At 43.1% G+C, this 14,230-nt stretch carries 15 protein-coding genes and 1 riboswitch; of the genes, 14 read left to right on the top strand and 1 reads right to left on the bottom strand.

Annotated features, from left to right (window positions below):
• Nucleotides 1-4: 4 nt before the first annotated feature.
• The 6 genes from HMPREF2904_RS06920 (at nt 5) to ilvD (ending at nt 7,214) form a co-directional block, all read left to right on the top strand.
• Nucleotides 5-730, top strand: coding sequence for an alpha/beta fold hydrolase (locus HMPREF2904_RS06920; RefSeq protein ID WP_070661312.1), 726 nt, complete (start codon nt 5-7; stop codon nt 728-730).
• A gap of 182 nt (nt 731-912) precedes the next feature.
• Nucleotides 913-1,896: a GMP reductase gene (gene guaC / locus HMPREF2904_RS06915; protein ID WP_049490864.1), complete on the top strand. Its 984-nt coding sequence runs from the start codon at nt 913-915 to the stop codon at nt 1,894-1,896.
• Nucleotides 1,886-1,981: riboswitch (purine riboswitch) on the top strand. Its footprint overlaps the gene before it by 11 nt.
• A gap of 91 nt (nt 1,982-2,072) precedes the next feature.
• The gene (locus tag HMPREF2904_RS06910) at nt 2,073-2,654 is read left to right on the top strand and encodes a xanthine phosphoribosyltransferase (protein WP_003001484.1); all 582 of its coding nucleotides are present in this window, start codon (nt 2,073-2,075) and stop codon (nt 2,652-2,654) included.
• The gene (locus tag HMPREF2904_RS06905) at nt 2,654-3,916 is read left to right on the top strand and encodes a nucleobase:cation symporter-2 family protein (protein WP_070661309.1); all 1,263 of its coding nucleotides are present in this window, start codon (nt 2,654-2,656) and stop codon (nt 3,914-3,916) included. Before HMPREF2904_RS06910 ends, HMPREF2904_RS06905 begins: the two co-directional genes overlap by 1 nt.
• A 109-nt stretch (nt 3,917-4,025) precedes the next feature.
• Nucleotides 4,026-5,369, top strand: coding sequence for an MATE family efflux transporter (locus HMPREF2904_RS06900; protein WP_070661306.1), 1,344 nt, complete (start codon nt 4,026-4,028; stop codon nt 5,367-5,369).
• A gap of 126 nt (nt 5,370-5,495) precedes the next feature.
• Entirely contained in the window at nt 5,496-7,214 is a 1,719-nt protein-coding gene (gene ilvD / locus HMPREF2904_RS06895) for a dihydroxy-acid dehydratase (protein WP_070661302.1), read from the top strand.
• Nucleotides 7,215-7,273: 59 nt separating this feature from the next.
• Here the strand turns inward: ilvD and HMPREF2904_RS06890 are convergent, their stop codons facing one another.
• Complete coding sequence (locus HMPREF2904_RS06890; RefSeq protein WP_001117401.1) at nt 7,274-7,456, bottom strand: 4-oxalocrotonate tautomerase; 183 nt, start codon at nt 7,454-7,456, stop codon at nt 7,274-7,276.
• Between the two features lie 114 nt (nt 7,457-7,570).
• Between HMPREF2904_RS06890 and HMPREF2904_RS06885 the strand changes: the two genes are divergently transcribed.
• Genes HMPREF2904_RS06885 through HMPREF2904_RS06850 form a run of 8 tightly spaced genes read left to right on the top strand, consistent with a single transcriptional unit; the run spans nt 7,571 to nt 14,060 of the window.
• Nucleotides 7,571-8,155, top strand: coding sequence for a thymidine kinase (locus HMPREF2904_RS06885; protein ID WP_070661299.1), 585 nt, complete (start codon nt 7,571-7,573; stop codon nt 8,153-8,155).
• Between the two features lie 49 nt (nt 8,156-8,204).
• The gene (locus tag HMPREF2904_RS06880) at nt 8,205-8,657 is read left to right on the top strand and encodes a GNAT family N-acetyltransferase (RefSeq protein WP_070661296.1); all 453 of its coding nucleotides are present in this window, start codon (nt 8,205-8,207) and stop codon (nt 8,655-8,657) included.
• Between the two features lie 9 nt (nt 8,658-8,666).
• A complete protein-coding gene (gene prfA / locus HMPREF2904_RS06875; protein ID WP_003007273.1) occupies nt 8,667-9,746 on the top strand; it encodes a peptide chain release factor 1 in 1,080 nt (359 codons plus the stop codon).
• Nucleotides 9,746-10,582 (top strand): peptide chain release factor N(5)-glutamine methyltransferase, encoded by an 837-nt coding sequence (gene prmC / locus HMPREF2904_RS06870; protein ID WP_070661293.1) that lies wholly within the window; start codon nt 9,746-9,748, stop codon nt 10,580-10,582. Before prfA ends, prmC begins: the two co-directional genes overlap by 1 nt.
• Nucleotides 10,569-11,180 (top strand): L-threonylcarbamoyladenylate synthase, encoded by a 612-nt coding sequence (locus tag HMPREF2904_RS06865; RefSeq protein WP_070661290.1) that lies wholly within the window; start codon nt 10,569-10,571, stop codon nt 11,178-11,180. Before prmC ends, HMPREF2904_RS06865 begins: the two co-directional genes overlap by 14 nt.
• A 38-nt stretch (nt 11,181-11,218) precedes the next feature.
• Nucleotides 11,219-12,475: a serine hydroxymethyltransferase gene (gene glyA, locus HMPREF2904_RS06860; RefSeq protein WP_070661287.1), complete on the top strand. Its 1,257-nt coding sequence runs from the start codon at nt 11,219-11,221 to the stop codon at nt 12,473-12,475.
• An 8-nt stretch (nt 12,476-12,483) separates the two neighbouring features.
• The gene (locus HMPREF2904_RS06855) at nt 12,484-13,458 is read left to right on the top strand and encodes a nucleoid-associated protein (RefSeq protein ID WP_013903561.1); all 975 of its coding nucleotides are present in this window, start codon (nt 12,484-12,486) and stop codon (nt 13,456-13,458) included.
• Entirely contained in the window at nt 13,458-14,060 is a 603-nt protein-coding gene (locus tag HMPREF2904_RS06850) for a lysozyme family protein (protein WP_003007284.1), read from the top strand. The genes HMPREF2904_RS06855 and HMPREF2904_RS06850 overlap by 1 nt, the downstream gene beginning before the upstream one ends.
• The last annotated feature ends 170 nt before the right edge of the window (nt 14,061-14,230 follow it).

Genomic DNA, 14,230 nt, shown 5'->3' with positions numbered 1-14,230 from the left:
ACACATGCAGTATTATTTTATCGGTGGCCTAGGGAGCAATAGCTATCATCTGGCTCCACTTATTGATGAGCTAGGCTTTCCTGTGACCTTTCTAGATCCCTATAGGGAAATGATTCAGACAGAAAACGATCTTCGTGTTTGGTTTCAAGATCAGATTAGCCAGGCGGAAGAGATCTGTTTATTAGGGCATTCATTGGGTGGAGATTTGGCTCGTTATCTGGCTGCTCAGTTCCCTCAGATCCATGCTCTGATTCTCTTGGATGGTGGCTATCTGGATATGGAAAAGATCCTGCCTCTTGAGGAAGAGCTAGACGGCACCTTGTCCTTCATGAAGCAGCAAGTCTTTGCAACTTTAGAAGAAGCCGTGTTATCAGAACTGAGTGATGAAGCAGATCCTACGCCTATAGCGCGAAAAGCAGTAGAGGCTAGCTATCGCTGGAATCCAGTGAGTGAACAATATGAATTAAATCTGGATCTAGAAAAGGTCTTGGCCTTATTGCGTCTACGGCGTCAGATCAAGACTTACCAGATTCCACTGGCAGACCTGTCTGTCCTTTTTATTGGACCTCGGTACCAAGAAGCGCCTGAATGGAGAAAAGAAGCTCTGAAGCAACTAGATCCCCTGATCAAGCAAGTTTTGCTAGAAGGTTTGGGGCACGAACTGTATACAGAGGCGCCTGAAATTGTAGCTAGAGAAGTGAACAATTGGCTCCAAAATGTTCATAAATAAAACCTGTTTCTCTTTTTGAAGCGGGTTTTTGTCTTGTAATTTCCGAACGTTATTTCCTATAAAATCATTCCCATTGCATTAGGTCCGTATCTTTGGTATAATCTATCAAGGAAACGTCAAGAGACGTAGCGATGCGCTTGCGCATAGGTAGGTCAGTTTTTAGAAAAGAGATTTTTCAATCTATGTTAAATGAATTTCCTATTTTCGACTATGAAGATATTCAGTTGATTCCCAACAAATGTATCATAAATAGCCGGTCAGAAGCAGATACAACCGTCCAATTTGGAAAGCATACCTTCAAGCTTCCAGTCGTTCCTGCCAATATGCAGACAATCTTGGATGAGAATGTAGCAGAGCAGTTGGCGCGTGGTGGTTACTTCTACATCATGCACCGTTTTGATGAAGCGGGACGGATTCCTTTTGTCAAACGCATGCATGAGCAAGGTTTGATCGCTTCCATTTCAGTCGGTGTTAAGGAATACGAATACGACTTTGTAAGTCAATTAAAGGCAGATGCTCCTGAGTATATCACTATTGATATCGCACACGGTCATGCGGATAGTGTCATTCGGATGATTCAACACATCAAGAAAGAATTGCCAGATACCTTTGTCATTGCTGGAAATGTTGGAACTCCTGAAGCTGTTCGTGAATTGGAAAATGCGGGAGCTGATGCGACTAAGGTCGGAATCGGCCCTGGTAAGGTTTGTATCACTAAAGTGAAGACTGGATTTGGTACAGGTGGTTGGCAATTGGCTGCTCTTCGCTGGTGCTCAAAAGCAGCTCGTAAGCCAATCATTGCGGACGGTGGTATTCGGACTCATGGTGATATTGCCAAATCGATTCGTTTCGGGGCGTCTATGGTCATGATCGGTTCGCTTTTTGCAGGACATATCGAAAGTCCTGGTAAAACAGTAGAGATTGATGGAGAGTCTTTCAAAGAGTACTATGGATCTGCTTCCGAGTACCAAAAAGGCGCTTATAAGAACGTCGAAGGGAAGAAGATTTTATTGCCTGCCAAGGGTCATTTGCAAGATACCTTGACAGAAATGGAACAAGATTTGCAAAGTTCGATCTCGTATGCAGGAGGCCGAAAATTAGCAGATTTGAAACACGTTGACTATGTGATCGTTAAGAATTCTATCTGGAATGGCGATGCACACTAATTGAATTACTTATTTATTTCACGAATGGGCGTGATGTTTCTACAAGGTGCCGGAACACCTAACAATAAGTAAGTCGGGATTATTTCTCTTTCTAGAGAGATTTCAAGGCTTGCTTAGCAGGCCTTTTTGTGTTTTGTGAATGAAGTAGAGGTTTTTTTAAAAAAGTAGGAGGAAGTATGAAATTACTTGAAGAGCGCATCTTAAAAGATGGCAATGTTTTAGGTGAGAATATCCTCAAGGTGGACTCCTTTTTGACCCACCAAGTGGATTTCAAATTGATGAAAGAAATTGGTCAGACTTTTGCGGACCGGTTCAAAGATGCTGGCGTGACGAAAGTCGTGACCATTGAAGCATCTGGGATTGCACCTGCCCTTTATGTAGCTGAAGCCTTGGATGTTCCCATGATCTTTGCTAAGAAGGCGAAAAACATCACGATGAATGAGGGCATCTTGACGGCTGAGGTTTATTCCTTTACCAAGCAAGTCACCAGCACCGTTTCAATTGCGGGTAAATTCTTGGATCCATCAGATAAGGTTTTGATCATTGACGATTTCCTCGCAAATGGCCAAGCAGCCAAAGGCTTGATTCAAATCATCGAGCAAGCCGGGGCTCAAGTAGAAGCGATTGGGATTGTGATTGAAAAATCCTTCCAAGATGGACGGGGATTGTTAGAAGAGTTGGGATATCCAGTTGTATCCCTCGCACGTTTGGACCGTTTTGAAAATGGTCAGGTTGTATTTAAGGAGGCAGACATCTAATGCAAAAACAAGAAAGCCATTCACAGGCAGCCATTTTAGGCTTGCAACACCTTTTGGCCATGTATTCGGGATCTATTTTGGTGCCGATCATGATCGCGGGAGCTTTGGGCTATAACGCTCATCAACTAACCTACCTCATATCTACAGATATCTTCATGTGTGGGGTCGCAACTTTCCTTCAAGTGCAGCTCAATAAATACTTCGGGATTGGCCTTCCGGTGGTCCTTGGGGTTGCCTTCCAGTCTGTGGCTCCTCTCAGCATGATCGGGGCTAGCCATGGTAGTGGTGCCATGTTTGGTGCCTTGATTGTCTCAGGGATTTATGTCATCCTTGTCTCTGGTTTCTTCTCTAAGATTGCCAATCTCTTCCCATCAATTGTAACGGGATCCGTTATTACAACCATTGGTTTGACTTTGATTCCAGTAGCGATTGGAAATATGGGAAATAATGCGCCAAAACCAACCGTTCAAAGCTTGATTTTGGCTGTGGTGACCATTCTCATCATTTTAGTTGTTAATATCTATACGACTGGTTTTATTAAATCCATTTCAATTTTGATTGGTTTGATCGCAGGGACTGCCATTGCGGCTTCTATGGGCTTGGTAGACTTCACACCTGTGGCTCAAGCACCAGTCGTTCACGTTCCAACGCCTTTCTTCTTTGGAGCTCCTAAGTTTGAAATCACCTCCATCTTAATGATGTGTATCATCGCAACAGTTTCTATGGTGGAATCAACAGGTGTCTATCTCGCTCTTTCTGATATTACCAAAGATCCAATTAATAGTACGCGCCTTCGCAATGGGTACCGCGCTGAAGGGTTGGCCGTTCTCCTCGGTGGTATCTTCAACACCTTCCCTTACACTGGATTCTCACAAAACGTTGGCTTGGTGAAATTGTCTGGTATCAAGACTCGCTTGCCAATCTACTATGCCGCTGGTTTCCTTGTTCTTCTTGGTCTCCTTCCTAAGTTTGGAGCTTTGGCACAAATCATCCCAAGCCCAGTCCTTGGTGGCGCTATGCTGGTCATGTTTGGTTTTGTATCGATTCAAGGGATGCAGATTCTTGCGCGTGTTGATTTTGAACACAATGAGCACAATTTCTTGATCGCAGCTGTATCGATTGCTGCAGGGGTTGGTTTGAACAACAGCACCCTCTTCAATGGCCTTCCAACAGGATTCCAAATGTTCTTTGCGAACGGAATTGTCGTTGCCAGTGTCTTGGCGATCGTTCTCAATGCTGTTTTAAACCGCAATAAACACTAATTACAGATGAACCGGAGGTCCTTGGATCTTCGGTTTTTTGACTTTTAAGGAAACATATAGTAGAGTGGAAGAGGAGAAAATCTTATTTGATGAGAAGAGAGTTAGAATCATGTATGTAACCTATCACTTTAAAGAGCGCTTGCGCTTGTTTTTGAGTCTATTTTTGCCGATTTTAATCTACCAATTGGCCAATTATTCAGCCAGCTTTGTCGATACAGCCATGACTGGTCAGTACCGGACCCTTGATTTGGCCGGTGTTTCTACAGCTACCAGTCTGTGGAATCCATTTTTTACTTTCCTGACAGGTATTGTCTCCGCACTGACGCCGATTGTTGGGCATCATTTAGGCAAGGGAAATAAAGAACGGATTGCTGGTGATTTTTACCAATTCCTCTATATGTCATTTGGTATGGCCATTCTCTTAATAGGCTTTGTTTGGGGGATTGCGCCCATGATTCTCAAGCAGATCGGCTTAGAAAATGTTGTTGCCCAAATAGCCATTCGCTATTTATATTTCCTTTCTTTGGGAATTTTACCCTTGTTGCTCTTTAGTATCGTGCGGACCTTCCTAGATACCTTGGGAATGACGCGTCTATCCATGTACTTGATGCTCTTGCTTTTGCCTCTCAATGCTTGTTTTAACTATATCCTGATCTATGGAGCTTTTGGTTTTCCTGAGATGGGGGGAGCAGGAGCAGGTCTTGGAACCTCTCTGGCCTACTGGGTCTTGTTGGCCATTGCGGTTTTGATCTTGTGCAAACATCCCAAGGTAGCACCTTTCCAATTGTGGAAGCCGCAGCCTTATGATTTTAAAGGGATGAAAGAAGTATTGCGCCTTGGGCTTCCAATCGGTGGAATTGTTTTTGCAGAAGTCATCATCTTCTCGCTGGTTGGTTTGTTAATGGCAAAATTCCCATCCCTCACCATTGCTAGTCACCAATCGGCCATGAATTTTTCTACCCTGATGTATGCTTTCCCAGTTAGTATCTCCAGTACCATGGCGATTATCGTATCTTACGAACTGGGAGCAGGAAGACCAGAAGTGGTCAAACAATATTGCCGTTTGGGACGACTGACAGCCTTTGGGTTTGCCATTGTCACTCTCGTCTTCCTCTATACATTCCGCTTCCAACTAGCAGGGCTATATGGCAAGGATCCAGTCTTTGTGCAGCAAACAGCGATTTTCATGACCTATAGTCTCTTTTTCCAAGTGGCTGATACTTTTGCAGCACCTCTACAAGGGATTTTGCGGGGCTATAAGGATACAACCGTTCCATTCTTATTAGGCGTTTTTAGTTATTGGTGTATCTCTATCCCACTAGGGATTTTCCTTGATCATGTGACCAACCTTGGTCCCTATGCTTATTGGATCGGCCTTATTTCTAGCCTTGTCGTAAGTGGAATTTGTTACCAACTTCGGCTCTGGCAGATCGAAAAAAAGCAAACAAACTAAAATGAAGTCTGGGAAACCAGACTTTTTGTGTACCGTAAATATTATAAATTTTCTGAAAGTTCTTGACAATTGATGTCAAAGTGGTAAGATTAGGAGGTAGAAATGAAGAACTAGAAGGAGAACAAGATGAGAAGTGATATGATCAAAATGGGGATCGACCGAGCACCAGCGCGTGGTCTCCTCTATGCAACAGGGCAAGTAAAATCAGCAAAGGATATGCAAAAGCCCTTTATTGCCATTTGTAACTCCTATATTGATATCGTTCCAGGACATGTTCATCTGCGTGAATTAGCAGATGTTGCCAAGGAAGCTATTCGCGAGGCTGGTGGGATTCCTTTTGAATTTAATACCATCGGTGTCGATGACGGGATTGCGATGGGCCATATCGGGATGCGATATAGTTTGCCATCTCGTGAGTTGATCGCAGATGCTGCTGAAACAGTCATCAATGCCCACTGGTTTGATGGTGTTTTCTATATTCCCAACTGTGATAAGATTACACCAGGAATGATTTTAGCTGCCATGCGGACCAATGTGCCTGCCGTATTTTGTTCTGGTGGACCTATGAAGGGCGGCGTTGACATGACAGGGCATCAAGCGACGCTCTCAAGTTTGTTTGAAGCTGTAGGTACTTATCAAGCTGGTGATATGGGCATGGATGAGCTGGATTTCTTGGAAAAAAATGCCTGCCCAACTTGTGGCTCTTGCTCTGGTATGTTTACTGCCAATTCCATGAACTGTTTGATGGAGGTATTAGGTCTTGCTCTTCCTGGAAATGGTACCATCCTAGCTGTTTCAGATGAACGTCGGGAATTGGTCCGTCAAGCAGCCAAACAATTGGTAGAGAATATTAAAAAAGATATCCGTCCACGGGATATTGTGACCAAAGAAGCCATCGACGATGCTTTTGCGCTTGATATGGCCATGGGTGGTTCTACCAATACTGTGCTTCATACGCTCGCTATTGCGCGTGAAGCAGGGATTGACTATGATCTCAAAGATATCAACGAGATTGCCAAGAAGACACCTTATCTCTCTAAAATTGCCCCTTCAAGTGTCTACACTATGCATGATGTACATGAAGCTGGTGGTGTTCCAGCCATTATCAATCAGTTGATCAAAAAAGGTGCCATTAAGGGTGATCGTATCACAGTCACTGGTAAAACCTTGAAAGAAAACGTAGCTGGTGCTGAAATCAAAAATGAAGAAATTATCCATCCAATCGAGCATCCTATTTCACCTGTAGGTGGTTTGTCGATCCTTTACGGAAATATCGCTCAAGATGGGGCGGTTATCAAGGTCGGTGGGGTCGATCCATCTGTGACCACTTTCCGTGGAAAGGCCATCTGCTGTGATTCACAAGATCAAGCCCTTGAGTTAATTGACAATGGAACAGTTAAGAAGGGGCATGTCGTTGTCATTCGTTATGAAGGTCCTCAGGGTGGACCTGGTATGCCAGAGATGTTGGCACCAACTTCTAAGATTGTCGGACGCGGTCTTGGTAAGGATGTGGCTCTGATTACAGATGGTCGTTTCTCAGGAGCGACTCGTGGGATTGCTATTGGTCATGTTTCTCCAGAAGCGGCAGAAGGTGGTAATATCGCCCTAATCAAAGATGGGGATGAAATCGTGATTGACTTACCAAATCGTACCCTTGATCTACTTGTCGATGATGCAACTCTTGCAGAACGTCGCAAACATTTGAAACCTTTCAAATCAAAAATCTCCAGTGGTTGGTTGCGTCGCTATACAGCCTTTGCCAAATCAGCCAACGTCGGTGGAACCTTGATGAGTGACGAAGAATTCGAAGAACGGAAAGCAGAACGTCAAGCCCAAGAAAAATAAGAAAAAACCTTTCCTGCTATGTGATATCACAAGCAAGAAAGGCTTTTTTAGTGGAACCATTATTTGGTGCGCATTTCACCTTGAGGGAAGTAGGTTCCTTCAGGCATATCGTTAATGATGACGTGAACAGCTGACTGAGGAGCGCCTGTATTGCGGACAACAGCTTCGGTTACTTCCTTGGCCAAGGCTTTCTTTTGTTCCAGGGTGCGTCCTTCAAATAGGTCAATTCGTACAAATGGCATATGGCCACCTCCTAAATTTTTTATAGGACTATTTTATCACATTTTGGGATACAAAGCTTAGCAAAATTATGGTAAAATGATAATGAAACACATTTTAGAGAGAACTGAAGGAAAATGGCACAATTATATTATAAATATGGGACCATGAACTCGGGGAAAACCATTGAGATTTTGAAGGTAGCCCATAATTATGAAGAGCAAGGCAAGAGCGTGGTCATCATGACCTCAGCAATCGATACACGAGATGGAGTTGGAGTAGTTTCTAGCCGGATTGGTATGAAACGAGAAGCCGTTGCAATTGAAGAGGATACCGATATCTTTGGCTATATTAAAAACCAAGCAATCAAACCTTACTGTGTCTTAATCGATGAAGCTCAATTTTTGAAACGCCACCATGTCTATGACTTGGCAAGAGTCGTGGATGAATTGGATGTGCCGGTCATGGCTTTTGGCCTCAAAAATGATTTCCGAAATGAACTCTTTGAAGGTTCCAAACACCTCCTCTTGTTAGCCGACAAGATCGAGGAGATCAAAACCATCTGCCAATACTGTTCCCGCAAGGCGACCATGGTCTTGCGTACCCAAGCGGGTAAACCTGTCTATGATGGAGAGCAGATCCAGATCGGTGGACACGAGACCTATATCTCCGTTTGCCGCAAACATTATTTTAATCCAGACATCCCAACTGAAAGCGTCTAGAACGTTTTAGAGAGGATAATAATGTCTATTTGTTTAAAAAGATATTACAATAGAGAATTATTTTGACGTTTTAAATCTAGAAGTTCATCCAAACCAAAGGAATTTTATTGCATCCAATTCCATTAGTTTAGCTGAAGCCTATGTATATGATAAAAATGGTGATTTTATAGCTCCCTTAGCAGTTTATGATAAGGAAGTATTAGTTGGTTTTGTTATGATTGCCTATGACCAGAAAATTGGGATCAGCAAGGGGAACTACTTGTTATTTCGTTTTATGATCGATAAACGATTTCAAGGTTTAGGCTATTTTAAACCGACTATGGATGCAGTCATTGACTTTGTTCGAACAGAGCCAGCTGGAAAGGCAACAAGTCTTTGGTTATCTTATGAACCGGAAAATAATCAAGCGAGATCTTGCTATCTCCATTATGGATTTAAAGAAACTGGCGAAGTCATAGAAGACGAAATTGTAGCAATCTATGATCTAACAACCAAGAATTAAGGAGCGAAAATGAATATCTATGATCAACTACAAGCTGTAGAAGACCGATACGAAGAGTTAGGAGAGTTATTGAGTGACCCAGATGTGGTCTCTGATACCAAACGCTTTATGGAGCTTTCAAAAGAAGAGGCTTCCACTCGTGATACGGTGACAGCATACCGAGAGTACAAACAAGTCCTTCAAAACATTGTCGATGCTGAGGAAATGATTAAGGAAGCCGGCGGCGATGCGGACTTGGAAGAAATGGCCAAGCAAGAGCTAAAAGATGCTAAGGCTGAAAAAGAAGAGTACGAAGAAAAACTGAAGATCTTACTTCTTCCAAAAGATCCAAACGATGACAAGAACATTATCTTGGAAATCCGTGGAGCAGCTGGAGGAGACGAAGCCCAATTGTTTGCTGGTGACCTCTTGCAGATGTACCAAAAATACGCGGAAAGCCAAGGTTGGCGCTTTGAAGTTATGGAAGCTTCCTACAATGGCGTTGGTGGGATCAAAGAAGTCGTAGCCATGGTTTCTGGTCAATCGGTTTATTCAAAACTCAAGTATGAATCTGGTGCCCACCGGGTGCAACGGGTTCCTGTGACAGAAAGCCAAGGTCGTGTCCATACCTCGACTGCCACAGTTCTGGTCATGCCAGAAATCGAAGAAGTCGAGTATGACATTGATCCAAAAGACCTTCGGATTGATATCTACCACGCATCTGGTGCGGGTGGACAGAACGTCAATAAGGTCGCAACAGCCGTTCGTATCGTCCACTTGCCAACCAATATCAAGGTAGAGATGCAGGAAGAACGGACGCAACAAAAGAACCGCGAAAAAGCCATGAAGATCATCCGTGCGCGTGTGGCTGACCACTTTGCTCAGATTGCCCAAGACGAGCAAGACGCTGAGCGGAAGTCAACCATCGGTACTGGTGACCGTTCAGAGCGGATCCGGACTTATAACTTCCCTCAAAACCGTGTGACCGATCACCGGATTGGCTTGACCCTTCAAAAACTGGATACTATCTTATCTGGTAAACTGGACGAAGTGGTCGATGCTTTGGTCTTGTATGATCAAACACAAAAACTAGAAGAGTTGAACAAATAATGTTGTTGGGATCATTATTGGCCCAGTATGAAGAAGAATTAATAGCCGTTGGAGAGGAACCAGAAAGCCTCTCCTTCGCGTATCGTGCTTTAAAAAACTGGACCTTTACAGACTTTGTCCTTGCTTTGCAAAAAGAAGTGGAAGTAGAGGATCAGGCTTTGCTTCTATCCATCTTTGAGCAGCTGAAACATCACGTTCCTGCCCAGTATATTATTGGTAGTGCAGAATTCTGTGGCCATGTTTTTACAGTGGAAGAGCGCGTGCTGATTCCACGCCCAGAAACAGAGGAGTTGGTGGCTCTAATTCTCGAAGAAAACGATGAGAAAGCCTTACGAGTTCTGGATATTGGTACAGGAAGTGGTGCTATCGCTATTAGCTTAGCCCTTGCTAGACCTGCCTGGCGGGTTCAAGCTAGCGATGTATCAGAAGAGGCTTTAGCCCTGGCTCAAAAAAATGCCAAGCAGCTAGAAGCAGTCCTTGCCTTCAAGTCGTCAGATGTACTGGACGAACTAGAAGGTCCTTATGACCTAATTGTATCCAACCCTCCCTATATCTCTCGGGATGATGTAGAAGAGGTTGGAGCAAATGTTTTAGCCTCTGAACCCCACTTAGCTCTTTTTGCGGATCGTGATGGATATGCCATCTACGAAAAGATTGCCCAGCAAGCACCAAGTGTTTTAACACCAGATGGAAAGATTTACCTAGAAATTGGCTATAAGCAAGGAAGCAAGGTAAAAGAGCTTTTTCAAGAGGCATTTCCCGACAAACGCATTCGCGTTCTGAAAGACCAATTTGGACAAGATAGAATGGTAGTAGTAGACAATGGATCACATTGAGAAAGAATTAGAAGCTGGCCGTGCGGTTATTCTGCCAACTGAAACAGTCTATGGTATTTTCGCTAAAGCTTTGGACCAAGAGGCAGTTGATTATATATACGAATTAAAACATAGACCGAGAGACAAGGCTCTGAATTTAAATGTAGCCGGCGAAGAAGATATTCGACTTTATTCGAAAAATCAACCTGGCTATTTAACAAAACTGGTTGATTCTTTTTTACCAGGGCCTCTGACTATTATTCTTCAGGCGAATAAGAAGGTGCCAGACTGGATTCATTCGGGCTTGGATACAGTTGGTTTCCGTATTCCAGCTCACCCAAAAACGTTGGAATTAATTCGTAAATACGGTCCTTTAGTTGGTCCTTCGGCTAATCTTTCAGGTCATGCAAGTGGAACAAAGTATAAGGCTATTGTAAGCGAGTTTGATCAAGTGGTTCCTGGTATAGAGGATGATGACTTCTTGACTGGCCAAGATTCAACTATTTTGGATATCTCTGGTTCTAAAGCCAGGATTTTGAGGCAAGGTTCGATTACACAAGCTGATTTGCTTGCACATGTGCCCGAGCTTTCCTTTGAGGATGATGAACTTCCTCAGTGATAATGTACATAAATAATTTTTTATAAAGGAGTAGACCGATGATTTTTGATAAAGAAGATTACAAAGCCTATGATGCAGACCTATGGAATGCGATCGCTAAAGAAGAAGAGCGTCAACAAAATAATATTGAGTTGATTGCTTCTGAAAATGTCGTCTCTAAGGCAGTGATGGCTGCTCAAGGGTCTATTCTGACCAATAAATATGCCGAAGGCTACCCTGGTCGTCGTTACTATGGCGGGACAGATGTGGTCGATGTGGTCGAAAGTCTCGCGATTGAACGAGCCAAAGAAATCTTTGGAGCTAAGTACACTAATGTCCAACCGCATTCTGGAAGTCAGGCAAACTGTGCTGCCTATATGGCCTTGATTGAGCCTGGTGATACCGTCATGGGGATGGATCTAGCTGCCGGTGGGCATTTGACGCACGGAGCTTCTGTGAGCTTCTCTGGTCAAACCTATAACTTTGTGTCCTATAGTGTAGATCCTGAAACAGAGCTCTTGGATTTTGATGCCATCCTAAAACAAGCCCAAGAAGTGAAGCCAAAACTCATCGTTGCTGGTGCCTCAGCCTACTCTCATGTCATTGATTTCTCAAAATTCCGTGAGATTGCAGATGCAGTAGGAGCCAAGCTCATGGTCGATATGGCCCATATTGCTGGTCTCGTGGCAGCAGGTCTTCATCCAAGTCCGGTTCCTTATGCCCATATCACGACAACGACCACTCACAAGACCCTTCGTGGACCTCGTGGAGGTCTGATCTTGACCAATGATGAGGAATTAGCTAAGAAAATAAACTCTGCTATTTTCCCTGGTATTCAAGGAGGACCGTTGGAGCATGTCATTGCAGCCAAAGCTGTCGCTTTCAAAGAAGCGCTGGATCCTGCCTTTAAAGAGTATGCAGTTAACGTGATTAAGAACAGTCAGGCCATGGCTGATGTCTTCTTGCAAGATCCTGATTTCCGCGTTATTTCAGGCGGAACAGAGAACCACCTTTTCCTTGTCGACGTCACTAAAGTCGTTGAAAACGGAAAAGTGGCGCAAAACTTGTTGGATGAAGTCAATATCACCCTCAACAAGAACTCTATTCCTTATGAAACCTTGTCTCCATTTAAGACCAGTGGGATTCGGATTGGTGCAGCAGCCATCACCGCTCGTGGTTTTGGTGAAAAAGAAAGTCGCACCGTTGCTGAACTCATGATCAAAGCGCTGAAGAATGCAGATAAGCAAGAAATATTAGACGAAGTGCGTAGCCAAGTCAAAGCCTTGACAGACGCCTTTCCACTTTATGAGGACTAAACCATCCTATGGATATTTACGTAAAAAAAGCCATTATTCATCAATTTAGCCCAGACGATACCGATCTCTATCTGGCAGATAAATTTCTCAATATCACACCTAAAATCGAGGAATACTTGCGTAAGAAGATTGAACGGGTCTACTCGGATGAAGCCAAGACCGGTATTTTCGAAGAGGACAATCCTTTTCTTGAGATGATTTCAGATGACCTATTAGAAACTTCAGTCGCAGTAGCGAATCGTTGGAAGGAAGAATTTGTCGTCTCTGAGAATCAAAAGACGAACGATTTGGTTTTTGTTGAGTTTTCAAAAGAAGGAGTGGACCACTTTGCCTTTCTTCGGATCGCCTTACGGGAAACCCTGACCCATCTTGGCGGTGAAGTGGACAATCCGATTAAGTTGACGCAAAATAATCTACCTGGTTTTGGCACTGGTGCTGATGAGGCCTTGGTCATCAATCTTCAAAGTCGCAAATACCACTTGATTGAAAAACGGATCAAGTACAATGGGACATTCTTGAATTATTTTTCTGAGAATCTGTTGCAGGCGCAACCCAAGATCTCTCCTAAAAAATCGATCAAGGCACTAGAAAAAACAGCCCAGAAGATTGCGGAAAGCTTTAACACAGATGATTTTCAATTTCAATCAAAGGTTAAATCAGCTATTTTTAACCATATTGAGGAAGAAAATAAACTCTCTCCTGAGAAATTAGCGGATGATCTCTTCGACGACAATCTGACAGCTCGCCTTAGTTTTATTGACCAAGTTAAAGAAGCTGTACCAGAGCCTGTCACCTTTGAAGAGATTGATGCAAGTCGCCAGTTGAAGAAGTTCGAAAATCAGAAATTGTCATTGTCAAATGGAATTGAACTGATCGTTCCGAATAATGTCTATGAAGATGCAGAATCTGTTGAATTTATTCTAAACGATAACGGGACCTATTCTATTTTGATCAAAAATATTGAGGATATACAGAGTAAATAATGATTAAACGTATAGTGAAGATCTTCTTATTCATCTTACTAATATTTGGAATCTACAAGGGAATTCAGATCCATCATGACGTCAAACAAGTCATGCAGTACCGCTCCCTGGTTAGAGAAGTCCTTGCTGAGGAGGACACCACGGCCAATGAAAACCTCATTCTTGCTATGATCTATACAGAGACCAAAGGCAGAGAAGACGATGTCATGCAGGCGAGTGAGAGTGCAAGTGGTGAGACCAATACTATTAGTGATAATAAGGCCAGTATTCGCCAAGGAATTCAAACTCTTTCAGATGAGTTAAAAGAAGCCAAGAAAAAAGGCGTTGATAGCTGGACTGCGGTTCAAGCCTATAATTTCGGGAAAGACTACATCGATTACGTCGCAAAACACGGTGGGACAAATTCCTTAGAGTTGGCCCGCGCTTATTCGCGGGATGTGGTAGCGCCAAGTCTTGGCAATGTAACTGGTGAAACTTATCTTTACCTCCACCCTATCTCTCTTTTAAACGGGATGGAACTCTACATTAATGGGGGCAATATTTATTATTCCCGTTTAGTAGAAACCAATATGACGATTATGAAGTTATTTTCATGGTTTTAATCATTTTCCAGAGAGCCGATTGGCTCTTTTTTTAGCTGATCAGTTCTGCCTCCGATTTTGAGGAATAATAAAAATGTCATGCATTCTTAAAAAAACTGTAAGCTAGTTTTAAGAAATCAACTGTATAATGAAAATCGAAGTGGGTAAACTCTTTATTTACTTCTTTTTTC

It is taken from the genome of Streptococcus sp. HMSC072G04, assembly GCF_001813295.1.
In the GTDB taxonomy this organism is placed as follows: domain Bacteria; phylum Bacillota; class Bacilli; order Lactobacillales; family Streptococcaceae; genus Streptococcus.
The sequence above is the reverse complement of the archived record's forward strand: the minus strand, read 5'-3'. Positions and strand labels throughout refer to the sequence as shown.